Genomic DNA, 25,001 nt, shown 5'->3' with positions numbered 1-25,001 from the left:
ATTGCAAGGGAAATTGCCTGCGCTGCAAAACGGCGCGGAAACGCCAGCGATGCTGTCAGCCAGCAGGCCGGTCGCGCGTCAATCCTCGTGCAGCACAAATTCCAGGTAAAGATTGCGCTGCAGGATCGAGTGGTTGTCATCGGACATCAGCGACACGATCAGCGCGCCATCGTCGCGGGTCCAGACGTCGAGCGCTTCCATGTTGTCGATCTGGTAGCCCATGTCGGCTTCGAGCAGCACCGGCCCGTCGGCGACGGCGCCCTTCTCGACGCCTTCGCCATAGATGCGCCGCAGCCGCATCTTGACGCCGCCGGCCATCGAAAAACTGCGCTCCAGAAGCAACAGGTCGCCGTCCGGCAGGAAGGCGCCGTCGGTGATGTCGAAATCGCCATTGCGCTTGACGGTGAAGACGCCCTTGTGCGGCCCTTCGATGATCGCGGCAAAGATGTTGCCGGCCTTGTCGAGGCTCTTTTCCGACACCACGACCAGTCCGCCCGCGTGCTGCCCGTTGGGACTGGCGCGGGTGACGGTCTCAAAGCCGCGATTGCGGCGAAGTTCCCAGGCTGGGATCAGGAAGTCCAATTGCCTGAACGGCACCTTCATGCCGTCCGGATCGATCTTGAACTCTGCGATACGGTGATCGCCCTCGAAACCGACCGTGGCAATACCGTCCTTGACCGCGAGGCCTTCGGCATCGACCGCCCATTTCTCGTCGATCGACTGGCCGGCCGCATCGACCATCTGCTGCATGCGAAAATTCTGGATGCCGGAAGGCCGCTTCTCGGCATCGTGGACGAGGGTGCCGAAGAACCAGAAGCCGGTGTCGGCAACGCCGATGAAATCGCTGCCGGGCTTGAGGAACCGAAGCGCCGAGAGCGCGCCGAAATCGCGCGTCGACGAGGTCATTTCGAGCCCGCCGACGAATTCGAGCGGCCCGAACTGTTTGTCCGGCCGGCCGATATGGAATTCGCTGATCGGCCGTGCCGAGATTTCGGCCGGCTCGACCGAGGCCAGGCCGGCAGCGATAGCCGGCGCCAAACTGATGCCTAACAACGCACTGGCGGCCAAAAGCTTCTGCCAAAAGCCGCCGCGGGAAAAAATCATCCGGCGCGCCGCATGCCGCCGCGCCGCGTGTCCCGCACGGTTTCCTCGGCGAACAGCGAGGCCAGCTGCTCGGTCATGGCGCCGGCCAGTTCTTCGGCATCGACGATGGTGACGGCGCGGCGATAGTAGCGGGTGACGTCGTGGCCGATGCCGATGGCCAAAAGCTCGACAGGCGAGCGCGTCTCGATGAGCTCGATGATGGCGCGCAGATGCCGCTCGAGATAATTGCCCGGATTGACCGACAGCGTCGAATCGTCGACCGGCGCCCCGTCCGAGATCATCATCAGGATCTTGCGCTGCTCCGGCCGCGCGATCAGCCGGTTGTGCGCCCACAGCAGCGCCTCGCCGTCGATGTTTTCCTTGAGCAGGCCCTCGCGCATCATCAGCCCGAGATTGCGGCGCGCCCGCCGCCACGGGTGGTCGGCGGATTTGTAGATGATGTGGCGCAGATCGTTGAGCCGGCCGGGGTTCGGCGGTTTGCCTTCCTTCAGCCATTTCTCGCGCGCCTGCCCGCCCTTCCAGGCGCGGGTGGTGAAGCCGAGGATTTCGACCGAGACGCCGCAGCGTTCCAGCGTGCGCGCCAGGATGTCGGCGCAGGTCGCGGCGACCGTGATCGGCCGGCCGCGCATCGAACCCGAATTGTCGAGCACCAGCGACACCACCGTGTCGCGGAATTTGGTATCGCGCTCCTGCTTGAAGGACAGAGGCTGCATCGGGTCGATGACGACGCGCACCAGCCGTGCCGGATCGAGATAGCCTTCTTCGAGGTCGAAATCCCAGGAGCGGTTCTGCTGCGCCATCAGGCGGCGCTGCAGCCGGTTGGCCAGCCGCCCGACGACGCCGGAAAGGTTGGCGAGCTGCTTGTCGAGGAAGGCGCGCAGTCGGTCGAGCTCCTCCTCCTCGCACAGTTCCTCCGCACCAACGGTCTCGTCGAAGGCCGTGGTGAAGACCTTGTAGTCGATCTCTTTCGGCAGATTGGTGAAGGGATTGTCGTTGCGGCGCGCCTCGCCGGGCGTCTCCGCATCGGCGTCGTCATCGTCGGAGAGATCCTCGGCGGTGGCGTCGGAGGCTTCCGTCTCGGCCGATTGCTCGTCGTCCGACGATGCCTCGGTATCCTCGGACTGCGACTGCTCGGAGCCCGAATCGTCTTCGCCGCCCTCCTCGCTCTGCTCCTCGCCTTGCGGCTGGTTTTCGTCGTTGTCCTCGGAGTCTTCCGTCTCCTGGTCGTCGCCGAGCTCCTCCGCCATTTCCATGGAGGCGAGCATCTCGCGCACGACGCGGGCGAACGCCTGCTGGTCGTCGAGCTTTGCCGACAGCCCGTCCAGATCGGCACTGGCTTTTTCCTCGACCCAGGGGCGCCAGAGATCGACCAGCCGTTCGCCGCTCTTCGGCACAGTGCGGCCGGTCAGCTTTTCGCGCACCATCAGCGCCAGCGCCTCCTCGATCGGCGCGTCGGCCTTGTCCTTGACGTCGGCGAGGTTGGCCCTGGCGTATTTGTCCTCGAGCATCGAGCCGATATTGTCGGCAACGCCCTGCATGGCGCGGCTGCCGATCGCCTCGACCCGGGCCTGCTCGACCGCGTCGTAGATGGCGCGGGCCTGTTTGCCTTCCGGCGCCAGCCTGGTGTGGATGCGCGTATCATGGCAGGCGCGCTTCAGCGCCATGGAATCGCCGAGCCCGCGGGTAATGGCGATATCCGCCTTCGATGCCTTCTTCGGCAGTTCGGGCAGCCGGGCGCGACTGCCGGCCAGCGCCGGCCGGTCCTTGGCGAAACCGACCTCGAGATCCTTGTCGCCGGCGATGGCGCGCATGCAGACGGTAACCGCGCGCTTGAAGCTGTCGGCCTCAGCGCCGGTCTTGGATTTGTTTCGTGTGTTGTCGCCCGGACCCGCCATCGAGACTCTGCTTAGCCCAGCACCACATTCGCCGCCGATTCCGGCAAATCTTCGCCGAAGGCGCGCTGGTAGAACTCGGCGACCAGCGAGCGTTCCAGCTCGTCGCATTTATTGAGGAAGGTCAGCCGGAACGCCATGCCGATATTGCCGAAGATTTCGGCATTCTCGGCCCAGGTGATAACCGTGCGCGGGCTCATAACCGTCGACAAATCGCCGTTGATGAAGGCCGAGCGCGTCATGTCGGCGACACGAACCATCTTGTTGACGATCTCCTTGCCCTTGCCGTCGCGATAATGCTTGGCCTTGGCCAGCACGATGTTCACTTCATTGTCGTGCGGCAAATAGTTCAGCGTAGTGACGATCGACCAGCGGTCCATCTGCGCCTGGTTGATCTGCTGGGTGCCGTGGTAGAGGCCTGTGGTGTCGCCGAGCCCGACCGTATTCGCGGTCGAAAACAGCCGGAAGGCCGGATGCGGGCGGATAACCCGGCTCTGGTCGAGCAGCGTCAGCCGGCCCGACGATTCCAGCACGCGCTGGATGACGAACATCACGTCCGGGCGGCCGGCATCGTACTCGTCGAAGCACAGCGCGACATTGTGCTGATAGGCCCAGGGCAGGATGCCGTCGCGGAATTCGGTGATCTGCAGCCCTTCCTTGACGACGATGGCATCCTTGCCGACGAGATCGATACGGCTGACATGGCTGTCGAGGTTGACACGCACGCAAGGCCAGTTGAGGCGGGCGGCGACCTGCTCGATATGCGTCGACTTGCCGGTGCCGTGATAGCCCGACACCATGACGCGGCGGTTATAGGCAAAGCCGGCGAGGATCGCCATCGTCGTGTTCTTGTCGAACAGGTAGTCCGGATCGATGTCGGGCACATGCTCGCTCGTCACCGAATAGGCCGGCACCACCATCTTGGAGTCGAAGCCGAATGTCTCCTTCACCGACACCGTGGTGTCGGGCAGGTTGGCGATGTCGCGATCGACCTTGTTCATCTCTATCACGTCTCCACAAGCGAAACGCCGCGTTTCGCTGGCAATCGATTTTGTTCGGGGGCGGTCTTAGAGCCTTTTCCAACCCTATGAAAGTTGGAAAGCGACACGAACCGTAAGGTCGCTCAGCACAAACCTGCCTGCTTGAGCACGCGATACGCCTGGAGCACATCGCGGAACCGGTCTTCCGAACCTCTGTCGCCGCCATTCGCATCCGGATGGTGGCGTTTCACAAGTTCCTTATAGCGCGCCTTGATATCCTTGCCACTTGCCTTTGTATCAAGGCCAAGCGTTTCCAGTGCCTTGGCCTCAAGCGGCTTGGCCTTGCGCTCGCGTGCTTCGCGCGGGTCCTTCGGGCCTTTGAACAGGTCGAAGGGATCGCGCATGCGATTGTAGTAGCCGGCACGGCCGGAACGCGCCTGGGCGAAGTCGGGCGAGGAGCGTGTCGAGGCGCCGTTGACGCCCATTTTCCAGGTCGGCCGGTGGCCGGTCATGGCTTCCTTCTGGAAGCGCGCGATCTCGGTATCCGGAACGCCCGAGAAATAATTGAAGCCCTTGTTGTACTCGCGCACATGGTCGAAGCAGAACTGGAAATACTCGCCTTCCTTCATCCGCCCGACCGGCGCGCGGTGGGTACCGGCCTCCTTGCAGCCATCCCATTGGCAGATCGGCGAACGCGACTTCAGCTCCGCGTCCTTCTCCGGGCGGATGCGAATCTTCTCGAAATATTTTGGGTACGGCTTCATCTCACCCATTTATGGGCCGTTCGCGGATGCGAAACAAGAATTGACATTTTCGCGATGATCGCCCTAACCGCTGAATCGCGGCATAAAACCGGCGAATGGCGAATTTTGTGCGATGACATAGATGTGGTGAAGGGAAGCGACGATGTCCATACAGGCAACGATGGAAGATAAGCTGAAAAAGGCGTTTTCGCCGGAACGGCTGGACGTCATCAACGAAAGCCATCTCCATGCCGGTCATCATCACGCGGATTCCGGCCATCACGCTGCCTTCGACGGCGCCGGCGAGACGCATTTCCGCATCCGCATCGTCGCGCCAGCCTTTGCCGGCATGAGCCGCGTCGAGCGTCACCGCGCCGTCAACGATCTGCTGGCCGAGGAGTTGAAGTCCGGCGTGCATGCCCTGGCGATCGAGCCGGCGGCGCCCGGCGAAAAGACCCGCTGGTAGATCAGCCGACGCTCGACCTCAAGAAGGCCATCACCGCTGTGGTCAATGCATCGCCTTCGGTGCCGAAGTCGCGATTGATCGACATGTGCGAATAGGCGCTGCCGTCGAACAGCGTGACCCTGGTTCCGGTGGCGCGCAGACGCCCGGCGAAGGCCTCCGCGTCCGCCGCGCGGGCTTTCGCCCGTGAATGGGCGATGAAGGTCGGCGGGTGCTTGCGGCCTTCCACATAGGTGACAGGCGACAGCGCGCGCCACTGCGCCGGATCGGGAAAGGCGCGGGCATAGACCCCTGCCATGCCGCCGCTCCTGGCCAATGCCTCCAGGTCGTAAGCCCTGGTGTCGTCGAGGACCAGCGCCGCGACCCCGGGCAGGCCGCCGCGCAGGCCGGTCAATGCGACGAGATGGCAGCCGGCCGAATGGCCCATCGCGACGATCCGGTCCGGATCGCCGCCATGCCTGGCGATGTTGGCGCGGACGTAGCGATAGGCCAGTTCGACATCCGCCGCCTGGGTGGCGACGTCGGCCTCGGGCAGCATCCGGTAGTCGATCGAGACGAAGCAGAAGCCATTGTCGAGCAGGAATTGCGGCTTGGCATTGACGTTGCCGCGACTGCCGACCCGCCAGGCGCCGCCATGGACGAAGAAGACGACCGGCAGGCCGCTTGCGCCGTCGCGGGAATAGATGTCGAGCTTGGCCGGCCCATAGTCGAAGGTTTCGGGCGACGGCGAACGCAGCCGCAATGCCGCCGCCTGCCCCGGCAACAGCGCCGCCATCGACACCAGAAGCAGGCTTCGCCGATCGATTGTCATAGACTCCTGACCGCCCACAGGTGCCGCAAGATGCGCGCTGTCATTCGCCAAGCATTACCGGCTTGATCCTCAGCCGCGCGATTCGGTTCTTGTCGCGCTTCATGACGACGAAGCGCTTGCCGTGAAACGTAAAGGCCTGCTTTTCGTCCGGGATCGACTGCGCCTCGTGGATAACGAGGCCGGCAATGGTGGTGGCTTCCTCGTCCGGCAGGTGCCAGTCGAGCGCCCGGTTCAGGTCGCGGATCGGCACCGTGCCGTCGACGACGACGGAGCCGTCGGCCTCCTGCTTGACACCCTGGATGTCGATATCGTGCTCGTCGGCGATCTCGCCGACGATCTCCTCGATGATGTCCTCCAGCGTCACCAGCCCTTCGACCTCGCCATATTCGTCGACGACGATGGCGAAATGCGCCTTGCGGCGCAGGAAGGCGTTGAGCTGCTCCTGCAGCGTCGTGGTGTCGGGCACGAACCACGGTTTAGATGCGATCTTCATCACGTCGATCCGGGAGAAATCGTTGCCGACCTCGTTCAGCGCGCGCAGCAGATCCTTCGCGTGCAGCACGCCAACAATGTTGTCGAGCGAACCCTTCCACAACGGCATGCGGGTGTGCGGGCTCTGCAGGATCTCGCGAACCACCGCTTCGGGCGGGTCATCGGCATTGACCGAGCGCATATTGGTGCGGTGGACCATGACGTCCGACACTTCGAGCTCCTCGAGGTCGAACAGGCCGCCGATGCGGGCGCGGTCCTCGCGCACCACCTGGCCGTCGCGGCGGAAATCGTCGACGGCGCCGCGCAGTTCCTCGCGCGCCGAGCGCTGCGGCTCGATGCGCTGCAGCTCATAGCCGAAGGCGGCGAGCAGGTGCCGGCGCAGGACGAAGCCCAGCAGGCCTAGGCCGGCGAGCACTGCAGCCGCGATCCAGCCGGCCTGACTCATCCCGGGCGGCTTTCCTGCCGACCCGGATGGTTCTCCCTGAGGAACGCCAGCACTTCCGAGGCCGGCACATCCCTGGCGATGAAGGCCTGTCCGACGCCGCGCGTCAGGATGAAGGTCAGCGCGCCGCGCGACACCTTCTTGTCCTGGGTGATGAAGGAGAACAGCTGCTCGGCGTCGGGCAATTCGCCCGGAATGTCGGCCATGCGCCAGGGTAGGCCGACGGCGCGAAGATGCGCCTCGACGCGCGCCGCATCGTCGGGGCTCGCCAAATTGAGCCTTGAGGAAAAGCGGTGCGCCAGCGCCATGCCGATGGCGACGCCTTCGCCATGCACGAGCCGTGCGCCGTCATAGCCGGTCGCCGCCTCCAGTGCATGGCCGAAGGTGTGGCCGAGATTGAGCAGGGCGCGGTCGCCGGTCTCGAACTCGTCGCGGGCAACGACGTCGGCCTTGGCACGACAGGCCTCGGCGATGGCCGCAGCCCGCTCCGGCCCGCCGGCAAACACTTGGCGCCAGTTTTCTTCCAGCCAGGCGAAGAACTCCGGCCGGTCGATCAGCCCGTATTTGGCCAGTTCGGCATAGCCGGCGCGAAACTCGCGGATCGGCAGCGTGTCGAGCACTTCGGTATCGGCCAGCACCAGCTTGGGCTGGTGGAACACCCCGACGAGGTTCTTGCCGCGCTTGCTGTTGATGCCGGTCTTGCCGCCGACGGAGGAATCGACCTGCGCCAGCAGCGAGGTCGGAACCTGCACGAAATTCATGCCGCGCCGCGCGATGCCGGCGGCAAAGCCGGCCAGGTCGCCGATGACGCCGCCGCCGAGCGCGATGACGACGTCGCCGCGCTCCAGCTTGGCGGCCAACACGCCATCGACCACCTCTTCGAGATGCGCAAAGCTCTTGGTCTTTTCGCCTGGCGGCAACGTGATGACGGCATGTTGGATGCCACCGCTTGCCAGGCCGGCCGCAAGCGTCGCGAGATGCGCGGCCGCGACGTTTTCGTCGGTGACGACCGCCGCCCGCGTCCCCGGCAGACGGCGCGAAATCTCGGCGCCGGCGCGTGACAGCAGGCCGGGACCGATCAAAATATCGTAGGCACGCTCGCCAAGCCCGACTTCGACAGAGACCGTTGCATCAGCGCTCACGACCGCACCTCGTCAATGTCGGCAATGCCGAGATGGCCGCGCAGCGCGTCCACCACTTCGGCGGCAATGATCTCCTTGCGGTCGTCGCGGGTCGGCACGATGACATCGGCCGCGGCATAAACCGGGTAGCGTTCCGCCATCAGCCGTTCCAGCACGGCGCGTGGATCGGCGCTTTTCAGCAGCGGCCGGTTCTGTTTCTTGGAAACGCGCTCCATCAACAGGTCGATCTCGGCTTTCAGCCAAACCGAAACGCCATGGCTGGCGATCGCCTCGCGCGTCTGCGCGTTCATGAAGGCGCCGCCGCCGGTCGACAGCACCTGCGGCCCGTGCTCCAGCACACGCAGGATGACGCGCTGCTCCAGTGCTCGGAACTCCGCCTCGCCATAGCGCTCGAACAGGTCCGGGACGCTCATGCGCGAAACAGTTTCGATCTCCTGGTCGCTGTCGATGAAGGGTAGTGCCAGCATCGCCGCCACCTTGCGGCCGATCGCCGTCTTGCCGGCGCCCATCAGCCCGACAAAGACGATGGAACGGCCGCCCAGCCGGCCGAGCAGCGCGGCATGGCTCTCGCCCGGAGGATTTGCTGGTAGCGCGTTCATGCTTCTAGGGCCTCTTTGGCGGCGTATCGACATCAAAAGCCTGTTTGCGTCAAGCGCGGCGCAACCGGGACTATGGGCTTCACCCTTGAATTGGCCGGATTGGCGTCTCATAAGGGCACAGGGTTGGAAATGCAGAATAAGACGACGGGCGAAAATTAATGCCAACACTGTTTCGCTTTGTCGTGACGCTCGCGATTCTGGCCGGCATTGTCTATGGCGCGATGTTCGCCCTGGTCATGTTCGTCGAGCCGAGAAAGGCGGAAATGAGCGTGCGTATCCCTCCGGAAAAGCTCAATCCCAAAAAATGAACAGCGCCGCCCGCATCGAAGCCTTCCTGGAGATGATGAGCGCCGAGCGCGGCGCGGCCGAAAACACGCTTTCCTCCTACCGCCGCGACCTCGAAGACGCTTCCGCCGGGATCGGCGGTGGGCTTGCCGCTGCCACCAGCGCCGACATCCGTGCCTATCTCGACGACATCGCCGCGCGCGGCTTTGCCGCCAGCTCGCAGGCGCGCAAATTGTCGGCGATCCGGCAGTTCTTCCAGTTCCTCTACGCCGAAGGCCTGCGCGGTGACGATCCGACCGGCACGCTGGACAGTCCGAAGAAAGGCCGGCCGCTGCCTAAGACGATGAGCGAGGCCGATACCGGCCGGCTGCTCGACCGCGCGGCGCAGGAGGCGATGGACCCCTCCATGCATGACGGCGACAGGCTGGCGGCGCTGCGCCTGCACGCGCTGGTCGAGGTGCTCTACGCCACCGGCTTGCGCGTTTCGGAGCTGGTCGGCCTTCCCGTGACGGTGGCACAGCGCGACGACCGCTTCTTCATGGTCCGCGGCAAGGGCAACAAGGAGCGCATGGTGCCGCTGTCGGCCAAGGCGCGCACCGCGATGCGGACATGGCTTGCCGCACGGGGGGCGGTGCCGGCTCTTGCCGACAGCCCGTTCCTGTTTCCGGCTGCCTCCGACAGCGGCTATCTCTCGAGACAGGTCTTTGCCCGCGAGCTGAAAGGGCTTGGCGCTCGGGCCGGCATTGCCGCGGCGAAGATATCGCCGCATGTGCTGCGCCATGCTTTCGCCAGCCATCTCTTGCAGAACGGCGCTGATCTCAGGGCCGTGCAGCAGTTGCTCGGCCATGCCGATATTTCAACGACGCAGATCTACACGCATGTGCTGGAGGAGCGGCTGGTGCGTCTGGTCAACGATCATCATCCGCTTGCCGACTAGGCGTCATGTCGCTATGTGAGAACGACGTTCCACCGCGCCCAGCCTGCATTTTCAGGCTTGCGTCAGTCATTGCCTTCCGACTTGCCGGTCCGCCCAAGAATGTACAATTACCTCGATTTCGAAAAGCCTGTGCAGGATCTCGAAGGCAAGATCCTTGAGCTGAAGAAGCTTGCCGAGAACGGCGAGGCGGTCGATGTCGGCGATGAGATCGCCCGTCTCGAGAAGCGCTCGCGCGATGCGCTGCGCGACGCCTACAAGGCGCTGTCGCCGTGGCAGAAGGTGCAGGTGGCGCGCCATCCGGACAGGCCGCATTGCATCGACTACATCAAGGGCCTGCTTACCGATTTCACGCCGCTCGCCGGCGACCGCAATTTCGGCGAGGACCAGGCGATCGTCGGCGGCTTCGCCCGCTTCCGCGGCGAGCCGGTGGCGATCATCGGCCAGGAGAAGGGTTCCGACACGGCAAGCCGGCTGAAGCATAATTTCGGCTCGGTGCGGCCGGAGGGCTACCGCAAGGCGGTGCGGCTGATGGAACTCGCCGACCGCTTCCAGATCCCGCTGCTGACGCTGGTCGACACGGCCGGCGCCTATCCCGGCGTCAACGCCGAAGAGCGCGGCCAGGCGGAAGCCATCGCCCGCTCGACTTCGGCCTGCCTTGGCCTGAAGGTGCCGTCGATCTCGGTGGTGATCGGCGAAGGCGGCTCGGGCGGCGCCATAGCAATCGCCACCGCCAACCGCGTCTACATGCTCGAACACGCCATCTATTCGGTGATCTCGCCGGAGGGCGCAGCCTCGATTCTGTGGCGCGACACCACGCGGTCCAAGGACGCGGCGACCAACATGAAGATCACGGCGCAGGACCTGCTGGAGCTGAAGATCATCGACGCCATCATTGCCGAGCCGCTCGGCGGTGCCCATCGCGCCCCCGAAACGGTGATTGCCGCCACCGGCGACCTCATCGCCAGGACGATGAATGAATTCTCCGGCGCCAACACCGACTTCCGCGAGCATCGCCGCGAGAAATACCTGGCGATGGGCCGCAATCTGTAACATCCGGCAGGCACGCGACCCGAAATGTGGCGGCGTGAACCAGTTTCGCCACAAAAATGCCGCCGCATTCGGCTCAGTGAGCTTAACGCAAGGGGACGCGCCGCTTGATTGCGGTAAGGAATTTTCAAGGTTAACAGGCTTAAGGTCCGTCAGCGGTCGGTTTAGCAGCTGCGGCATCCGCGGCGCAGAGATGAAGACGATAGCCATATCCATGTTTGCCAAGCTTGCCCGCACCGGAGTTCTGATCGCTGCGATCGGCGTCGCCGGCTGCAATGACGCTTCGATGAAGGATTTTGCGCCGCAAGCCAACAAACCGCTGCCGGACAAGATCCTGGCCGAGATGAAAGCCAAGGGCATGGTCCGCACCTCTTCGGTGATGGCCCGCATCTTCAAGGAAGAAGGCAAGCTCGAAATCTGGAAGGCCAAGACCAACGGCCGCTACGACCTGGTCGCCAGCTACGACATCTGCAAATGGTCAGGCAAGCTCGGGCCAAAATTCACCGAAGGCGACCGCCAGGCGCCGGAAGGCTTTTACACGGTCCGCCCGGCACAGATGAACCCGCGGTCGAATTACCACCTGTCTTTCAACATCGGCTACCCGAACGCCTATGACCGCGCTAATGGCCGCACGGGTTCCAACCTGATGGTCCATGGCGCCTGCTCGTCGTCCGGCTGCTATTCGATGACCGACGCGCAGATCGAGCAGATTTACGCTTTCGGCCGCGACGCCTTCCAGGGCGGCCAGACCGAGTTCCAGATCCAGGCTTTTCCGTTCCGCATGACCGCCGCCAACATGGCGCGCTATCGCAACGACCCGAACTACGAATTCTGGAAGATGCTGAAGGTCGGCTACGACAATTTCGAGGTCACCAAGGTGCCGCCGAAAGTCGACGTCTGCGAGAAGCGCTACGTCTTCAACCAGGTTGCGGCCGACGGCTCGACCTTCAATCCGACCGGCGCTTGCCCTGCGACCACCCAGCCCGATTCGCTGAAGAGCGCCATCAACGCCTATCAAAGCACCTATGAGGCGGCCTTCAACGGCGCCGTCAAGGCCAGCGTGCCGGCACCCAAGCCGACCATCGCCGGGATCAAGGAAGCCAGCATCGTTTCCGACTGGTCGAAGCGGCGTGCCCGCGGCGAACGCGTTCCGATCGAGCCGCCCTCGCTCAACCCGGACGGCACGGTGGCCGAAACGGCGCGCATGGGCCGCATCGATTCGCCGGCGGGCCGCAAGATGGCGGCCCTCGACGCCGAAAAGGCTGCCAAGCAGAAGGCCGAGGAACAGCGGCTTGCCGCGATAGAAGCGGCGAAGGCAGCGAAAGCGGCAGCCAAGGCACAGGCCTTGGCCGAGAAGGAAGCTGCCAAAGCCCAGGCGCTCGCCGAAAAGGAAGCTGCCAAGACCGCCGCAGAGATGCCTGTCGCCACTGCCACCGTAGCGCCATCGGACGCCGCCCCGGCAGTCGAAACGCAGGCTGCGGACGCCGAAAGCACGGCGACAAGGTTGAAGAAAAAGCTGCTCGGCATGTTTGGCGGCTGAACTTCATGCTTGAACAAGAAGATGGGGGCCAAGAAGAGAGGCCCTCAACCAGCCCCGCCGCCGTCTACGACCTCAAAGGCCTGAACTGCCCGTTGCCCGTGCTCAAGGCAAAAAAGCGCCTGGCCACAATGCAGCCGGGCAGCCGCCTGTGGCTCGAAACCACCGACCCCCTCGCCGTCATCGACATTCCCGCCTTCTGCGCCGAGAGCGGCCATCGGCTGGTCGAGACAACGGCGATGTCAGCCGGCCACCGCTTCCTGGTCGAGCGCGGCTGAGCGCGTGATCTCCCCCCTCGAGGGGGAGATGTCGCCGAAGGCGACAGAGGGGGTTGCCTCGGCTGGCGCGACGCCATGTACGACCAAAGAGAAAGTTGGCGCTTCACGCGCGGCAACCCCCTCTGGCCTGCCGGCCATCTCCCCCTCGAGGGGGGAGATCAGCCGCTTCACCGCCCGGCGATGGCCAGCGGATTGCTCTCCAGTGCCGCCCGGTCCGGCGTGTCGATCGACGGCTGGTTGGTGAAGGCGGCGAACAGCCGGCGGACATAGTCTTCCGGCATGTCGAGCGTGATCAGCACCAGCCTGGTGCCGCGCTGGCTGTCCGGCCAGGCCGGCAGTTGCACCGGCGGATGCAGGATCTTCTGCACGCCATGGATAACCAGCGGCCGCGACGGGTCTTCTGCAAGCTCGATGACGCCCTTCATCCGCAACAGGCGCTCGCCATGCGCCGAGCGCAGCAGATCGAGGAACATCTCGATTGCCGAAAACGGCACCGGCCCGTCGTGAACCAACGAATGCGAACGCACGCGGGAATCGTGCCTATGGCCATGACCATGATCATGGTGATGGTGATCGCCACCGTCATGCCCGTCGTCATGATGCCCGTCGTCATCATGCCCGCTGTGGTCATGCCGGCTATGGTCATGGTCGTCGCCGGCTTCTTCGCCCAGCCAACGCTGCACATCGACCGATTTGGTGGCCGGATTGTAGAGGCCGCAATCGAACAGAGTCGCGGCGCTTGCCTGACTCGCGTCGAGCACCACGGCGCCCGGGTTGAGCTGCCTGAGCCGCGCCCGCAACGCCTCGACATCGCCTGCATCCGTGGCCAGGTCGGCCTTGCTGAGCACGATACGGTCGGCGACCGCCACCTGCTTCACCGCCTCGACATGGGCATCGAGCGCCGCATTGCCGTTGACGGCGTCGACCAGGGTGATGACGCCGTCGAGCCGGAAGGCCTGGACCAGGGCCGGATGCGCCATGATCGACTGCAGCACGGGGGCGGGATCGGCGAGCCCGGTGGTCTCGACGACGACGCGGGCAAGCCGGTCGATGCGGCCGGTCTGCAGGCGGTCGACGAGGTCAGCCAGCGTGTCGACCAGCTCGCCCCGCACCGTGCAGCAGAGACAGCCGTCGGAGAGCTGGATGATGCCGTCGGAGGCCTGCTCGACCAGGAGATGGTCGATCGCCACCTCGCCGAACTCGTTGATGATGACGGCGGTGTCGGCGAGCGCGGGATCCCGCAGCAGCCGGTTGAGCAGCGTCGTCTTGCCGGCACCGAGAAAGCCGGTGAGCACCGAAACGGGGATCGGGAAGCCGGCCATGCGGCTAGTTCAGCGCCTTGGCCGGCTGCTGGACCTGCGCGGCGGTGGCGGATCCGGCCACAACTGGCTCGGCGCCGGCCGGCGGCGCCCGGTCCGGCCGCCATGTCGGCAGCGGCACGTCGGCATATTCCTGCCCGGAGGCGTCGAGCATCGCCTTCGGCTTCGGTCCCGTGGCGCCGCCAAGGCCGACGGCGATCAGCGTCGGTACATGGTCGAGCTTTTCCTGATAGGGCGATTTCGGCACGTCCTTGCCCTTGTCGCCGACGGCGGGTGCGGTTTCCGACTGCTCATCGACCGGCTTCTTCTTGCAGATTTCGTCATTCATGTCGTTGGCCGACATGGTGTCGCCATAGGCGGGCAGCGCCGCTACCGTCAGCCAGCTCGGCGCCGGCGTTGCAAAGCCCTGGTCGAGCAATTTTGCCGCCGCCTCGGCGCGGGTGACGGCCGATTGCTCGCCGAGCACCACGGCGACCAGGGTGCGGCCGTTGCGGGTCGCCGAGCCGACCATGTTGAACCCGGACGAGCAGACGAAACCCGTCTTCATGCCGTCGGCACCCGGATAGCGGCCGATCAGCAGGTTGTAGTTGGAGATCGCCTTCTTGCCGACGGCAAGGCCTTCGATCGAGAACCAGGGGGCATATTGCGGAAATTCCTTGCGAATCGCCATCACCAGCAAAGCGAGATCGCGCGCTGTCGTATACTGGTCCGGCGAATAGAGCCCGTTCGGATTGACGAAATGGGACCCGCTCATGCCGAGCCTCTGCGCTTCGGCGTTCATGCGTTCGGCGAAAGCCGCTTGCGAACCGCCGATATTCTCGCCGACCGCCATGGCGATATCGTTGGCCGATTTGACCAGCATCATCTTCAGCGCATTGTCCAACCGCATCACCGAGCCCGGCTTGAAGCCCATCTTGCTCGGCGGCTCGCCGGCGGAATGTTTCGTCACCTTGATCGGCGAATCGAGCTGGACCTCACCCGCGGCAATCGCACGAAACGCCACATAGGCGGTCATCAGCTTTGTCAGCGAAGCCGGGTACCAGCGCCTGAACGCCTCCTGGTGCTGCAGGATCTTGCCGCTGTTCAGGTCGAACAGGATTGTCGGATTGGCCAAGGCAGGCCCGGCCAGCGACGCAAGCGCCACCGTGCCCGCCACCAACAGTTTGAGGAAATGCCTGTAGCGCATCATGAAAACCGAAATAGCCTCTTGCCGCAGTCCCACCTGGCTCCGTAAGATTTCGTTACACGATCGCCAGGATAATGGTCCGGCCCTCTGTTCCCGGACCACAGTCGCGGTGCTATTTACTCTATGTGACGTCAACATGGCAAAGTGCTGCCGATCACAATGTGGAAGCAGCAGCACAATGCAAAGCAGCGTGCATGGTTGCAAGGCAACAGGCACAATTGCAAAGCAGCAGGCCAAGACCGCCTGCTCCAACAGCGAAATGGAACCATCATGCCGATCCTGAACCGAGCCGCCGAAATGCAGGACGAGGTGGCCGGCTGGCGCCGCCATTTGCACCAGACGCCGGAGCTGAATTTCGACGTCTTCAAGACCGCCACTTTCGTCACCGAGAAGCTGAAGGCTTTCGGCTGCGACGACATCGTGACGGGTTTGGGCAAGACCGGCGTCGTCGGCATCATCCGCGGCCGCCACGGCGAAGGCTCGACCATCGGCCTGCGCGCCGACATGGATGCCCTGCCGCTCAACGAGATCACCGGCAAATCCTATGCCTCGACCGTCCCCGGCAAGATGCACGCCTGCGGTCATGACGGCCACACCGCGATGCTGTTGGGTGCCGCCAAATACCTCGCCGAAACGCGCAATTTCGCCGGCTCCGTCGCGGTCATCTTCCAGCCGGCCGAAGAGGGCGGCGGCGGCGGCAACGAGATGGTCAAGGACGGTATGATGGAGCGCTTCGGTATCTCCAAGGTTTTCGGCATGCACAACATGCCGGGCCTGCCGGTCGGCCAGTTCGCCATCAGGCCGGGCCCGATCATGGCGGCGACCGCCGAATTCACCATCACCGTCAAGGGCCGGGGCGGCCACGCGGCGATGCCGCACGGCACCATCGATCCGATCGTCATCACCAGCCAACTCGTCGGCGCATTGCAGACGATCGCCTCGCGCAGCACCGATCCGGTCGAGGCGGTGGTCGTCTCGGTGACGAAATTCCACGCCGGCGATGCCTATAACGTCATTCCCGAGACCGCCGAGATCGCCGGCACCGTACGCACGCTGAAGAAGGAGGTCGCCAAGAAGGCCGAAGAGCGCATCCGCGCGCTTTGCCAAGGCCTGGGCGCTGCCTTCGGCGCGACAATCGAGGTTGATTACAATGCCAATTACCCGGTCACCTTCAACCATCCGGAAGAGACGGTCTTTGCCAGCGACATCGCGGCCGACGTCGCCGGCGACAGCTATGTGCACCGCGCGATCCAGCCGGTGATGGGCGGCGAGGATTTCTCCTACATGCTTGAAGCGCGGCCGGGCGCCTTCATCTTCATCGGCAATGGCGATACCGCCGGCCTGCACAACCCAGCCTACGACTTCAACGACGAGGTCATCCCGCACGGCATGAGCTATTGGGTGAAGCTGGCGGAAACAGCGCTGGCGGCGTAGCCGTTCGGCATTGGCTTACGGCCCGCTCTTCGGATCCTCGACCTCCAGCGCTTCCATGACCGGCGCCAGCTCGTTGTCGTCGGCGGGTTGCGGTTCTTCGCCTGTCCTCGCCTTCTTCAGGGCTGCCTCGATCGCCTCCTGGATATTGCCGAGTTCGTCTTCGCGAACCTCGTGGCCATAGCCGGCAGCGTCGGCGTCCTGCTCGAATTGCTGCGCCAGAACGGCGACGCTCACCTCGCTCTCGGCAGGCAAATTGCCGACATTCTCCTGCAGCCACGTTTGAAAGAACTCTTTGGTGGCGCTCATGCGGTGTCTCCTTCGGGACACTAAAGCGCGCCGGCGTCCCGAAAGTTCCGCTATCCCGACCTCTTTGGGGCCTGCTCCCACATTCGGCCAGGCGGCGTTGGCGCCGCCTGGCTCGGCTGCTTACTGGCTGACAGCAGTCGTCGGTTCGCACGACACGTTCGGGTTCATATCCGCGAACGCGCCGGTCGGGTTGCCCTTCCAGGCCCAGACATGCAGCTCATAGAACGGACCGAGGCCATAGCGATTGGGCGCGCTGTTGAAGTTGAACAGATGCCCATCGAGCGAGGCCGGGCCTTTCGAGGTGATGTATTCGACCGCGATCAGTTTTAGCGTGCCGTCGGCCATCGGCTCGTACATCACCGCTTCCGGCTTGGCGACATCGACAGCGTCGTCCTTGAGGTAGCCGGGATTGACGTAGTGGATGCCCATGGCGCCGCCGGTGATGCCGCTGGCGCAGGGGATCGGCGCATAGCCCTCGGCGGTCGCCGCCGCCACATTCTCGAAGCGGCTGTTGGCGGCGCGTACCTTGTCGGCCAGCGGATTGGGACCGGACGCGGGCGCTGCCTGATGCGCCTGCGCCAACGCAGTGCAGGCCGACAGCAGCGCCGCGGCAGCGAGAAGTCTATTGCGAAAGTTGATTGTCATAGTCATTCCATTCTTCTTGAAAAGCACAGCCCGGCTGGCCGCCGGAGGTAAGGAGGTCCGGCAGGTGGGCGCTGTGGCTGTTGTTGCTGGGAGATCCCTATCCCGATGCGACGAATGCAGGGGAAGATCATCCCTTCGGCAGATACGGGATCGTCCCAGCCAGATCGGAGTTGTCGATCAGCTGGAAACGGCTGTCGCTGCCGCCCTGACGGGCCGAAACGAACGGTGCGTAGGCAGGATCGTCGGTGAAGGCGCGCGCCGCTGCCTCGGTCGGGAACGCCATCAAGGCAATCAGCGTCGTGTCGAGCGGCTTGCCTTCGAGTGTCTTCACATTGCCGCTGCGCGACAGATATCTGCCGCCGTGCTTGTGAACGAGGTCGTGGACCGACGCGGCATAGGCCGGCATCCACTTCGGGTCCCTCACCTTGATGTCTGCGATAACGTAAGCGGTCATGGGTCATGTCTCCTGGTCGTGCACAGGGGTATCCCGTGCAGCGGCAGAGGGGTCGCACGGCAAGGGTCGCGCCAGCCAGTCCGCGATCTGTACTGGTGTGGTACAGTTTCTGTACTCGCCGCGTCGCTGGGAAAGGCCTATGGTTCCGGCGGAGTTTGAGGGGAAGGCAACATCGTGACCCAGTCCGGATACAAACAGTTCTGCCCGTTATCGATGGCCGCGGAGGTGCTGTGCACCCGCTGGACCATGGTTCTGCTTCGCGAATTGGTGGCGGGCTCGACCCGTTTCAACGATCTGCGCCGCGGCGTCCCCAAAATGTCGCCGACCCTTCTGTCGCAACGCCTCAAGGAGCTCGAGCTGGCCGGGATCGTCGAGCGCAAGGAGGTGCGCGGCGAGAAAGGCATCTTCGAATACCGGATGACCGAGGCAGGCAAGGATCTGCGTTCCGTTGTCGAGGCGATGGGCTTTTGGGGGCAGAAATGGGTCGAGTCGCGGTTGTCGCTGAAGAACCTCGATCCGTCGCTGCTGATGTGGGACATGCGGCGCAACCTCAATGCGTCGCCGCTGCCCGATGGCCGCACGGTGATACAATTTCTGTACCAGGAGCTCCCCGCCTCGAAACGGTCGTGGTGGCTGATCGTCGAGAAGCACGGCGAGGTCGACCTCTGCTGGTACGACCCGGGCTTCGATGTCGATCTCTACGTCTCGACCGACCTGCACACCATGACCGAAATCTGGATGGGACTGATCACCGTCGAGAAGGCCGGGCCGAAAGTCATCTTGACTGGCGACCAGGATATCGCGCGCAAAATGCAGACCTGGCTCGGCCTGAGTCCGTTCGCGGTGGAGCCGAAGCGAGCGGCCTAACTGCCTCTTGGCGAAACGATCCGAAGCGGTTATGTGTCGGGCCGCGTGGTCCCGTAGCTCAGTAGGATAGAGCGGCAGATTCCTAATCTGTAGGTCACAGGTTCGATTCCTGTCGGGATCACCAAAGTTTTCAATAACTTAGTGAATTGGTGCCGTACTTTTTTGCCAATTGGTACGGCACCTCGTCTATGGCACGAGCGGCGAGGGTTATTGGACCTCTGAGAAAGTTGATTGGATTGTCTACTGTTCGCACGAAGGGACGATCACGCTTGGCGGGTCAATAACAGCAATCGCCCCATCAAAACTCCCTTGCGGCTGATTGGAGTTAACGTCCGCTCCGGGTTGGGAGTTGAATGGCAGCTATCCTTGAACCAGCTCCTTTGACCGGACGGTCTGAAACCGGCCCAAATCGCCGATGCAGAAATTGCAGGGTGAACGATCATCCCTTGTCCGCTGGCTGACCGCTTGTCGTCAAAGGGATGCGGGCGATGACCTTGATCTCGAAATCGAAACCCGCGAGCCAATTGACGCCCACTGCCGTCCAGTTCGGGTAGGGAGGTGCGCCGATCTCTTCCGCGCGGACAGCCAGCACCGTTTCGATCTGTTCGTCCGGGTTGGTGTGGAAGGTGGTGACGTCGACAACGTCATCGAAGCTACACCCGGCGGCGGCCAAGACCTCACGCATATTGGCGAAGGCCCGCCGAACCTGATCCTCGAATACGGGCTCAGGCGAGCCGTCCTCACGGCTCCCGACCTGACCCGACACGAAGAGAAGATCGCCAGAGCGAATGGCCGCGGAATATCGATGAATATCGTATAACGCGTGGCGTTTGGCCGGGAAAATGGCGTCACGTGCAGGCATTTCGTATTCCTTTCTGTCTTAATAACGGCGCCGGGCCGGAGCCTGGGGCATCAACGGGCGGAGCTGCATGCCGGTGGCCTGCGGCTCTGGATCGGCGGCACAGGTTGGGTCACAGCCGCGCCAGCTCCTCGTCGGTGAAATCCGCCGCAACCGCGATGTCCTTCTGCCGGTCGAGCTCCTCGATGCGCCCGCCGAGTGCCTTGCGGATGCCGGCATAGGCCTCGGCACCAAGCACCAGCCGTTTCGGGAGTGGACCATCCTGATCGGCAAGCCGGATCATTGCGTCCGTCATGCGGTCGGGGTCGCCCTTGATCACCCATGAGACACCCAGCGCCTCGCGGATCTGACCGGCGGGTGTTCCCTCATAGGCCGCGAGCGGCTTGGTCCGCGCGAGATTGCCGCCGAACCCGGTCCGCGCCGGCCCAGGTTCCACAAGGCTGAATTCGATGCCGAAGGGAGCAGCCTCCTGCGCCACGGACTCGACGAATCCCTCGATACCCCACTTGGTCGCGTGATAGAGGCTGAAAGCCGGATAGGCGATCTGGCCTCCCTCGCTCGATACCTGTAAAATCCGGCCGCCACCCTGGCTGCGCAGATGCGGCACCGCCGCCCGGATGAGTGCGATCGAGCCGATGAGATTGGTGTCGATGATGTCCCGGACCTGCACATCGCCAGCCTCTTCAGCCGCGCCGAGGAGGCCATAGCCAGCATTGCTGACGACGAGGTCGATCCGAGCGGATGCCGCGAAGGCGCGGTCGACCGCGGCGCGGACCGAGCTCTGGTCCTTGAGGTCCATTGCGACGATGCGGAGCCGTTCGGGGTAACTTGCACGCAGGTCGGGAAGTGCGTCCTCGCTGCGGCTGGCACCGACGACGCGGTCTCCCCTGATCAGGGCCTTCTCCGCCAGCAGCCGGCCTAGACCAGAAGACACACCCGTTATGAGCCAGGTCTTTTCCATTTCTCATTTCTCCAATTGATCCAGGCGGGAGATAGGGCAGTCGCATTGCGCGCATTAGCCGTTGAAATCGGCATGGGATAATGCAAAATCCCCATCAATGCCCCGCCCGTCGCTCAACGATCTCACCGCCTTCGTCACCGTTGCCACACATCGCAGCTTCCGCCGCGCAGCGGACGAGATCGGCACGGCACCTTCCACATTGAGCCATGCGATGCGTGCGCTCGAGGAACGCATGGGCGTGCGACTTCTGAACCGCACCACACGCAGCGTCTCGCCGACAGAAGCCGGGTTCCGGTTGCTCGACCGTCTTCAGCCGGCGCTCGCCTCGCTGGACGAGGCGCTCGACAGCGTCGCGGGGTTCCGGGGCAATGTCGCGGGCACGGTCCGCATCAACGCACCGCGATTGGTGGCCGGGCTTCTCGTTCGCCGGGTCCTTCCGCAGGTGGCGGAGCGCCATCCGGACGTGACCGTGGACATCGTCGTCGAGGGGCAGCTCATCGATATCGTGTCCAGCGGGTTCGATGCCGGCGTACGCCTCATCACATCAATTCCCAAAGACATGATCGCCGTGCCGTTTGCACGCGCGTTGACGTTCATCTGTATCGCGTCGCCCGCCTATCTCGATCGCTTCGGGGAGCCGGGAACGCCCGAGGAATTGCAACGCCACCATTGCATCGGCCACCGTATGCCCAGCGGCAAGCTCTATCGATGGGAGTTCGAACGCGCAGGCCAGGAACTGGTGATCGGGGCAAACGGCCCCATCGTCCTTGATGACGAGGAACTGATGGTCGAAGCTGCAATAGGGGGTCTGGGCATCGCCTATGTGGCGGATTGGGCCGCCGAAGCGGCGTTGTCCGATGGCCGGCTGCGCAAGGTCCTGACCGCGTGGACGCCAGCACCGGAAGAAGTTGCGGTCTACTACCCCGGACATCGAGCCGTACCGCCCGCACTGCGAGCTTTTCTCGACGTAGTCAAAGACCTGCGGAAGAAAGAACCTTAACTGGATCACAAACGACGCCCTCGCGCGGAACAGCCGCTCTGCGGACAAAGCTAACCTCGCCACCGGTTCCTTGGCCATACGCGTCTGAAGTTAGTCCGTGTGTCTGAGCTGGGCTGTGTGGGCGCCTACCCACTGTGTAAGACATGGCGCAGGAAAAGGACGCCTTTGACGCTAACTCCTTGGCCGATAATCAGGCGGTGACTGGCTGCATCAGTTCGAAGATGTTGCCCCAAGGATCGGAGAAGAACGCGATGCGGCTGCTGATCGCCGGAACATCGAATGGCTCATGCACGATTTTCACGCTACGGCGCTTCAACTCGGCAACGGCCTTGTCGACGTCGTCCAGGCGAAGGCAAAGGTGATGCCACCCCGACAGGCCGAGGCTGGCGCCAAGATCCGCGTATACGGGGCGCTCGGCAGCGCCGGGGCCTGCCAGAAGTTCAAGGCGGAAGCCGTCATCCACTGCCGGCGAAAGAAAGACGAAGGTCATATCGTCGCCAGACGGTACGGTATCCACGACGCTGAAATCCAGCTTTTCGGTGTACCACGAGATCGCGGCATCGCGGTCAGGCGCTCGGAGCAAAGAAGGGTCGCATCAGGTCATAGCGCGAACGGCAGGTTTCGAAACGCGCCATGAGGGTCAGCAAATGGCGCTCCTGTCCTGCTGGTGCAAGCGTTTCCCCACCCCGCACCGTACTGCGGTCGGATTCAGGCATCTTGCCGGAACTCACGATAATCGTCATCCTTGCCGGCCCGACGGCCAGCGTACCGACCGGTCGTCACGGAGCCCGCCCTTGCAAGAAGACGATGACGGAAACGCATTCCAACAGGCGATCCTCGCTTCGGTGGTTCGCTCATCGCTCGACTGCGTGATCGTCACGGACGAAGCCGGATTGGTTGTGGAATTCAACGCGGCGGCCGAGGCGACCTTCGGCTATTCGCGCGCTGAAGCGGTCGGCAGACAGATCTCGGAGCTCATCGTCCCGCCGCATCTGCGCAAGGCGCACGCAAACGGGCTTGCCGCCTATCTTGCGGGTGGCGCCCCGCGGTTGCTCGGGCGTCGCACAGAGCAGACTGCCATGCGAGCGAACGGCACCGAGTTTCCGGTGGAACTCACGATCACCGAAGCCCGGAGCGGCAAACGTCGTTTCTTCACGGCGAGCTTGCGCGACCTGTCGCAGCGCCACGCTGCCGACGCAGCTCTGCGAGCCAGCGAAGCCCGCTTGGCGGCATTCATGAAGCATGCTCCCGTAGGCATGTACCTGAAGGATACCGACGGACGCTATCTGGTCGCCAATCCGGAAATGGGAAAGGTCTTCGGCCGGCCAGCCGAGAGCGCGATCGGACTAAGCGCGGCCGACATTTTCGGGCCGCAGGAGGCCGCGATGATCGCGGAAAACGATCGCCGCGTGCTGGAATCGGGACAGGCGATTGCAATCGAGGAATTTCTAAGCAACGCGGTCGATTATGCCTGGAGCCTTGTCGTTCGCTTTCCCGTGCTGTGGGCCGATCAGCAACAGGCGCGCATCGGCGGCTTCGATATCGACATCACCGAGCAGAAGCGCGCGGCCGAGCGCCTGCAGCAAAGCGAGCGGCGCTTCCGAGACCTCACTCACCACCATCCGGTTCCGGTCGTGTTCATAGACTCGCGAACGAGGCACCTGATTACCGCAAATCCCGCCTTCCGCGAGATCATGGGTATAGGCCCGCGTGACGAGGACCGCTTCCGCCAGCACCGCTGGTTCGCCACACGGGAAGACTATCGGCGCATCAGGGCCCTGTCACGTCAGCAGCCGCGCGCCGACGGCGTGGAGGCTCAACTTCGGCGGCTGGACGGCTCCGTGTTTCCCGTGTCGCTGAGTTGGCGCCACATCGAGATGGACGACCGACCGGTGATCGTCGGCAGCATTCTTGATCTCACCGCAACCAAGGCGGCTGAAGCCGAACTGGCGCGGTCGCGCGAGGCATTGGCGCAGAGTGAGCGGCTCAACGCACTTGGTTCGCTGCTTGCCGGCGTTTCGCACGAACTCAACAACCCCTTGGCGGTCGTCGTCGCGCAGGCCCAGTTGCTGGAAGAATTTCTAGCCGGAACCGCCCATGCACAGCGGGCCGGCAAGATCAGACTCGCCGCCGAGCGCTGCGCGCGCATCGTGAAGACTTTCCTGGCAATGGCGCGACAACGCCAGCCGGAGCGCCGCAGTACCGACGTCAACGATCTGATCCGCGCAGTTCTTGACATCGCCGGCTACGGTTTGCGCACGGCAGGCATCGAGGTGCAATGCCGGCTCGCCGAGGGCCTGCCGCCTTTGGAAGTCGACCCTGACCAGATGCATCAGGTGTTCTACAACCTGATCGTCAACGCGCAACACGCCCTGCAGGAGATACCGGCACCGCGGCGGATCGAGATCGAAACGTCGCTTGAAGGCAATGACCTCCAGATCGTGATCGCCGACAATGGCCCCGGTGTGCCCGCCGAGATCCGGAACCGCATTTTCGATCCGTTTTTTACCACCAAGGCTCAGGGCGCGGGCACCGGGATCGGGCTCGCTTTCTCGCTCGGCGTGGTGCAGTCGCACAATGGGCGGCTGACCCTGCTTGACCGTGCGGACGGCGCGCATTTCCGGTTGCTGTTGCCGGTGGAGGCCTGCACTTCGTCAGATTCAGTCGAAAGTGTTGCGGCTCACTCGGTCGCGGACATCGGCTGTACCGCCCTTGTGGTCGATGACGAACGGGAGGTTGGAGAAACGGTGGCAGAACTACTAGAGGCTGAAGGTTTTGCCGTCAGGATCGTCGAGGACGGTGCCGGCGCCAAGGCAGCGCTGATGAGTGCTGTTTTCGATGTGATCTTTTGCGATCTGCGGATGCCGAACATCGACGGCCCCGCCTTGTTCGACTGGGCCTGTCAGGCAACCCCGGGCATAGCGGAGCGATTCGTTTTCGTTACCGGCGACACGCTCGGCGGCGCTGCGGCGCGCTTCCTTGAACGGGCCGGTCGACCAGTTGTCGAGAAGCCATTTTCGCGCGACTCTATCCGCCGGGCACTAAGCTCGTTGGCAGACGTTCCGCGCTAGCCAACGACCTCAGCACCTCTAAGCGCGAACGTCTGGTGTGATGCCCGATGCGCGTTCGTAGGCATCTCGCTGTTACATCGCGGTGACAAAAACACCGCCACGGTGGCGTCAATCGGTTACCAAGGGCAGTAAATATCTCCGGCCTTC

General features: G+C 63.7%; 27 protein-coding genes and 1 tRNA gene. 11 read left to right on the top strand and 17 right to left on the bottom strand.

All coding sequences use genetic code 11. The features are described from left to right. Positions 1-78: 78 nt before the first annotated feature. The 4 genes from NKI63_RS09410 to NKI63_RS09395 all read right to left on the bottom strand — a co-directional run bounded on the left by NKI63_RS09410 (position 79) and on the right by NKI63_RS09395 (position 4,749). The gene (locus NKI63_RS09410; RefSeq protein WP_352687356.1) at positions 79-1,104 is read right to left on the bottom strand and encodes an esterase-like activity of phytase family protein; all 1,026 of its coding nucleotides are present in this window, start codon (positions 1,102-1,104) and stop codon (positions 79-81) included. Then, complete coding sequence (gene cobT, locus NKI63_RS09405) at positions 1,101-2,999, bottom strand: cobaltochelatase subunit CobT (RefSeq protein ID WP_352505070.1); 1,899 nt, start codon at positions 2,997-2,999, stop codon at positions 1,101-1,103. The genes NKI63_RS09410 and cobT overlap by 4 nt, the downstream gene beginning before the upstream one ends. A gap of 11 nt (positions 3,000-3,010) precedes the next feature. Further along, entirely contained in the window at positions 3,011-3,997 is a 987-nt protein-coding gene (cobS, locus tag NKI63_RS09400) for a cobaltochelatase subunit CobS (RefSeq protein ID WP_352505069.1), read from the bottom strand. A gap of 122 nt (positions 3,998-4,119) precedes the next feature. Beyond that, positions 4,120-4,749 carry a J domain-containing protein gene (locus tag NKI63_RS09395; protein WP_254816626.1) on the bottom strand — a complete coding sequence of 210 codons (630 nt, stop codon included), beginning with the start codon at positions 4,747-4,749 and terminating at the stop codon, positions 4,120-4,122. A gap of 133 nt (positions 4,750-4,882) precedes the next feature. Here NKI63_RS09395 and NKI63_RS09390 point away from each other — a divergent pair, with 133 nt between their 5' ends. Next, positions 4,883-5,185, top strand: coding sequence for a BolA family protein (locus NKI63_RS09390; protein WP_352687354.1), 303 nt, complete (start codon positions 4,883-4,885; stop codon positions 5,183-5,185). A gap of 1 nt (position 5,186) precedes the next feature. Here the strand turns inward: NKI63_RS09390 and NKI63_RS09385 are convergent, their stop codons facing one another. Genes NKI63_RS09385 through NKI63_RS09370 form a run of 4 tightly spaced genes read right to left on the bottom strand, consistent with a single transcriptional unit; the run spans position 5,187 to position 8,668 of the window. Further along, positions 5,187-5,993, bottom strand: a complete 807-nt coding sequence (locus NKI63_RS09385; protein WP_352505068.1) for an alpha/beta hydrolase — start codon at positions 5,991-5,993, stop codon at positions 5,187-5,189. A gap of 40 nt (positions 5,994-6,033) precedes the next feature. Then, the gene (locus NKI63_RS09380) at positions 6,034-6,930 is read right to left on the bottom strand and encodes an HlyC/CorC family transporter (RefSeq protein ID WP_352505067.1); all 897 of its coding nucleotides are present in this window, start codon (positions 6,928-6,930) and stop codon (positions 6,034-6,036) included. Further along, complete coding sequence (aroB, locus tag NKI63_RS09375) at positions 6,927-8,069, bottom strand: 3-dehydroquinate synthase (RefSeq protein WP_352476243.1); 1,143 nt, start codon at positions 8,067-8,069, stop codon at positions 6,927-6,929. Before aroB ends, NKI63_RS09380 begins: the two co-directional genes overlap by 4 nt. Continuing rightward, positions 8,066-8,668, bottom strand: a complete 603-nt coding sequence (locus NKI63_RS09370; RefSeq protein WP_352505066.1) for a shikimate kinase — start codon at positions 8,666-8,668, stop codon at positions 8,066-8,068. The genes aroB and NKI63_RS09370 overlap by 4 nt, the downstream gene beginning before the upstream one ends. Before the next feature lie 158 nt (positions 8,669-8,826). Between NKI63_RS09370 and NKI63_RS09365 the strand changes: the two genes are divergently transcribed. From NKI63_RS09365 to NKI63_RS09345, 5 genes are all read left to right on the top strand, one after another. Next, a complete protein-coding gene (locus NKI63_RS09365) occupies positions 8,827-8,976 on the top strand; it encodes a hypothetical protein (RefSeq protein ID WP_023677884.1) in 150 nt (49 codons plus the stop codon). Then, entirely contained in the window at positions 8,973-9,890 is a 918-nt protein-coding gene (locus tag NKI63_RS09360) for a site-specific tyrosine recombinase XerD (protein ID WP_352505065.1), read from the top strand. The genes NKI63_RS09365 and NKI63_RS09360 overlap by 4 nt, the downstream gene beginning before the upstream one ends. A 99-nt stretch (positions 9,891-9,989) precedes the next feature. Beyond that, positions 9,990-10,940, top strand: a complete 951-nt coding sequence (locus NKI63_RS09355) for an acetyl-CoA carboxylase carboxyltransferase subunit alpha (protein WP_352505064.1) — start codon at positions 9,990-9,992, stop codon at positions 10,938-10,940. Between the two features lie 211 nt (positions 10,941-11,151). Next, complete coding sequence (locus NKI63_RS09350; RefSeq protein WP_352505155.1) at positions 11,152-12,477, top strand: L,D-transpeptidase family protein; 1,326 nt, start codon at positions 11,152-11,154, stop codon at positions 12,475-12,477. Between the two features lie 5 nt (positions 12,478-12,482). After that, positions 12,483-12,752 (top strand): sulfurtransferase TusA family protein, encoded by a 270-nt coding sequence (locus NKI63_RS09345; protein WP_352505063.1) that lies wholly within the window; start codon positions 12,483-12,485, stop codon positions 12,750-12,752. A gap of 167 nt (positions 12,753-12,919) precedes the next feature. On the opposite strand, the gene NKI63_RS09340 is transcribed toward NKI63_RS09345, so the two are convergent. Continuing rightward, a complete protein-coding gene (locus NKI63_RS09340) occupies positions 12,920-14,074 on the bottom strand; it encodes a CobW family GTP-binding protein (protein WP_352505062.1) in 1,155 nt (384 codons plus the stop codon). Between the two features lie 4 nt (positions 14,075-14,078). Next, positions 14,079-15,257: a D-alanyl-D-alanine carboxypeptidase family protein gene (locus NKI63_RS09335; RefSeq protein WP_352505154.1), complete on the bottom strand. Its 1,179-nt coding sequence runs from the start codon at positions 15,255-15,257 to the stop codon at positions 14,079-14,081. Positions 15,258-15,527: 270 nt separating this feature from the next. Here NKI63_RS09335 and NKI63_RS09330 point away from each other — a divergent pair, with 270 nt between their 5' ends. Continuing rightward, on the top strand, positions 15,528-16,691 hold the full coding sequence (locus NKI63_RS09330) for a M20 aminoacylase family protein (protein ID WP_352505061.1): 1,164 nt from the start codon (positions 15,528-15,530) through the stop codon (positions 16,689-16,691). A gap of 15 nt (positions 16,692-16,706) precedes the next feature. Here the strand turns inward: NKI63_RS09330 and NKI63_RS09325 are convergent, their stop codons facing one another. The 3 genes from NKI63_RS09325 to NKI63_RS09315 form a co-directional block, all read right to left on the bottom strand. Further along, positions 16,707-16,997 carry a hypothetical protein gene (locus NKI63_RS09325; protein ID WP_352505060.1) on the bottom strand — a complete coding sequence of 97 codons (291 nt, stop codon included), beginning with the start codon at positions 16,995-16,997 and terminating at the stop codon, positions 16,707-16,709. A gap of 120 nt (positions 16,998-17,117) precedes the next feature. Then, the gene (locus tag NKI63_RS09320) at positions 17,118-17,648 is read right to left on the bottom strand and encodes a hypothetical protein (protein ID WP_352574899.1); all 531 of its coding nucleotides are present in this window, start codon (positions 17,646-17,648) and stop codon (positions 17,118-17,120) included. A gap of 121 nt (positions 17,649-17,769) precedes the next feature. Continuing rightward, positions 17,770-18,096: a DUF1330 domain-containing protein gene (locus tag NKI63_RS09315; protein WP_023677873.1), complete on the bottom strand. Its 327-nt coding sequence runs from the start codon at positions 18,094-18,096 to the stop codon at positions 17,770-17,772. Between the two features lie 174 nt (positions 18,097-18,270). Between NKI63_RS09315 and NKI63_RS09310 the strand changes: the two genes are divergently transcribed. Continuing rightward, positions 18,271-18,963: a winged helix-turn-helix transcriptional regulator gene (locus NKI63_RS09310; RefSeq protein ID WP_352505059.1), complete on the top strand. Its 693-nt coding sequence runs from the start codon at positions 18,271-18,273 to the stop codon at positions 18,961-18,963. 47 nt (positions 18,964-19,010) lie between these two features. Next, positions 19,011-19,087: transfer RNA gene (locus NKI63_RS09305), tRNA-Arg, on the top strand. Positions 19,088-19,402: 315 nt separating this feature from the next. Here the strand turns inward: NKI63_RS09305 and NKI63_RS09300 are convergent. Both NKI63_RS09300 and NKI63_RS09295 read right to left on the bottom strand, forming a co-directional pair. Beyond that, the gene (locus NKI63_RS09300) at positions 19,403-19,825 is read right to left on the bottom strand and encodes a RidA family protein (RefSeq protein ID WP_352687352.1); all 423 of its coding nucleotides are present in this window, start codon (positions 19,823-19,825) and stop codon (positions 19,403-19,405) included. Between the two features lie 109 nt (positions 19,826-19,934). Continuing rightward, a complete protein-coding gene (locus NKI63_RS09295) occupies positions 19,935-20,783 on the bottom strand; it encodes an SDR family oxidoreductase (protein WP_352649277.1) in 849 nt (282 codons plus the stop codon). Positions 20,784-20,880: 97 nt separating this feature from the next. Between NKI63_RS09295 and NKI63_RS09290 the strand changes: the two genes are divergently transcribed. Continuing rightward, positions 20,881-21,783: a LysR family transcriptional regulator gene (locus NKI63_RS09290; protein ID WP_352687351.1), complete on the top strand. Its 903-nt coding sequence runs from the start codon at positions 20,881-20,883 to the stop codon at positions 21,781-21,783. Between the two features lie 190 nt (positions 21,784-21,973). Here the strand turns inward: NKI63_RS09290 and NKI63_RS09285 are convergent, their stop codons facing one another. Together NKI63_RS09285 and NKI63_RS09280 are read right to left on the bottom strand one after the other, a co-directional pair. Beyond that, the gene (locus NKI63_RS09285; protein WP_352687349.1) at positions 21,974-22,366 is read right to left on the bottom strand and encodes a VOC family protein; all 393 of its coding nucleotides are present in this window, start codon (positions 22,364-22,366) and stop codon (positions 21,974-21,976) included. After that, positions 22,350-22,526, bottom strand: coding sequence for a hypothetical protein (locus NKI63_RS09280; RefSeq protein WP_352687347.1), 177 nt, complete (start codon positions 22,524-22,526; stop codon positions 22,350-22,352). Before NKI63_RS09280 ends, NKI63_RS09285 begins: the two co-directional genes overlap by 17 nt. A gap of 51 nt (positions 22,527-22,577) precedes the next feature. Between NKI63_RS09280 and NKI63_RS09275 the strand changes: the two genes are divergently transcribed. Further along, complete coding sequence (locus NKI63_RS09275) at positions 22,578-24,854, top strand: hybrid sensor histidine kinase/response regulator (protein ID WP_352821171.1); 2,277 nt, start codon at positions 22,578-22,580, stop codon at positions 24,852-24,854. Positions 24,855-25,001 lie beyond the last annotated feature (147 nt).

The sequence above is a fragment of the Mesorhizobium sp. M0410 genome (assembly GCF_040321435.1).
Classification (GTDB): Bacteria; Pseudomonadota; Alphaproteobacteria; order Rhizobiales; family Rhizobiaceae; genus Mesorhizobium.
This window is presented reverse-complemented; position numbering and strand designations above follow the sequence as displayed.

Coding starts and splice junctions, on each gene's coding strand:
- NKI63_RS09390 (WP_352687354.1), top strand. CDS start 4,883: ATGTCCATACAGGCAACGATGGAAGATAAGCTGAAAAAGGCGTTTTCG.
- NKI63_RS09280 (WP_352687347.1), bottom strand. CDS start 22,526: ATGACGATTATCGTGAGTTCCGGCAAGATGCCTGAATCCGACCGCAGT.
- NKI63_RS09340 (WP_352505062.1), bottom strand. CDS start 14,074: ATGGCCGGCTTCCCGATCCCCGTTTCGGTGCTCACCGGCTTTCTCGGT.
- NKI63_RS09380 (WP_352505067.1), bottom strand. CDS start 6,930: ATGAGTCAGGCCGGCTGGATCGCGGCTGCAGTGCTCGCCGGCCTAGGC.
- NKI63_RS09295 (WP_352649277.1), bottom strand. CDS start 20,783: ATGGAAAAGACCTGGCTCATAACGGGTGTGTCTTCTGGTCTAGGCCGG.
- NKI63_RS09410 (WP_352687356.1), bottom strand. CDS start 1,104: ATGATTTTTTCCCGCGGCGGCTTTTGGCAGAAGCTTTTGGCCGCCAGT.
- NKI63_RS09395 (WP_254816626.1), bottom strand. CDS start 4,749: ATGGGTGAGATGAAGCCGTACCCAAAATATTTCGAGAAGATTCGCATC.
- NKI63_RS09290 (WP_352687351.1), top strand. CDS start 20,881: ATGCCCCGCCCGTCGCTCAACGATCTCACCGCCTTCGTCACCGTTGCC.
- NKI63_RS09325 (WP_352505060.1), bottom strand. CDS start 16,997: ATGAGCGCCACCAAAGAGTTCTTTCAAACGTGGCTGCAGGAGAATGTC.
- NKI63_RS09315 (WP_023677873.1), bottom strand. CDS start 18,096: ATGACCGCTTACGTTATCGCAGACATCAAGGTGAGGGACCCGAAGTGG.
- NKI63_RS09350 (WP_352505155.1), top strand. CDS start 11,152: ATGTTTGCCAAGCTTGCCCGCACCGGAGTTCTGATCGCTGCGATCGGC.
- NKI63_RS09345 (WP_352505063.1), top strand. CDS start 12,483: ATGCTTGAACAAGAAGATGGGGGCCAAGAAGAGAGGCCCTCAACCAGC.
- NKI63_RS09385 (WP_352505068.1), bottom strand. CDS start 5,993: ATGACAATCGATCGGCGAAGCCTGCTTCTGGTGTCGATGGCGGCGCTG.
- NKI63_RS09365 (WP_023677884.1), top strand. CDS start 8,827: ATGCCAACACTGTTTCGCTTTGTCGTGACGCTCGCGATTCTGGCCGGC.
- NKI63_RS09300 (WP_352687352.1), bottom strand. CDS start 19,825: ATGCCTGCACGTGACGCCATTTTCCCGGCCAAACGCCACGCGTTATAC.
- NKI63_RS09320 (WP_352574899.1), bottom strand. CDS start 17,648: ATGACTATGACAATCAACTTTCGCAATAGACTTCTCGCTGCCGCGGCG.
- NKI63_RS09370 (WP_352505066.1), bottom strand. CDS start 8,668: ATGAACGCGCTACCAGCAAATCCTCCGGGCGAGAGCCATGCCGCGCTG.
- NKI63_RS09330 (WP_352505061.1), top strand. CDS start 15,528: ATGCCGATCCTGAACCGAGCCGCCGAAATGCAGGACGAGGTGGCCGGC.
- NKI63_RS09355 (WP_352505064.1), top strand. CDS start 9,990: ATGTACAATTACCTCGATTTCGAAAAGCCTGTGCAGGATCTCGAAGGC.
- cobT (WP_352505070.1), bottom strand. CDS start 2,999: ATGGCGGGTCCGGGCGACAACACACGAAACAAATCCAAGACCGGCGCT.
- NKI63_RS09335 (WP_352505154.1), bottom strand. CDS start 15,257: ATGCGCTACAGGCATTTCCTCAAACTGTTGGTGGCGGGCACGGTGGCG.
- cobS (WP_352505069.1), bottom strand. CDS start 3,997: ATGAACAAGGTCGATCGCGACATCGCCAACCTGCCCGACACCACGGTG.
- NKI63_RS09360 (WP_352505065.1), top strand. CDS start 8,973: ATGAACAGCGCCGCCCGCATCGAAGCCTTCCTGGAGATGATGAGCGCC.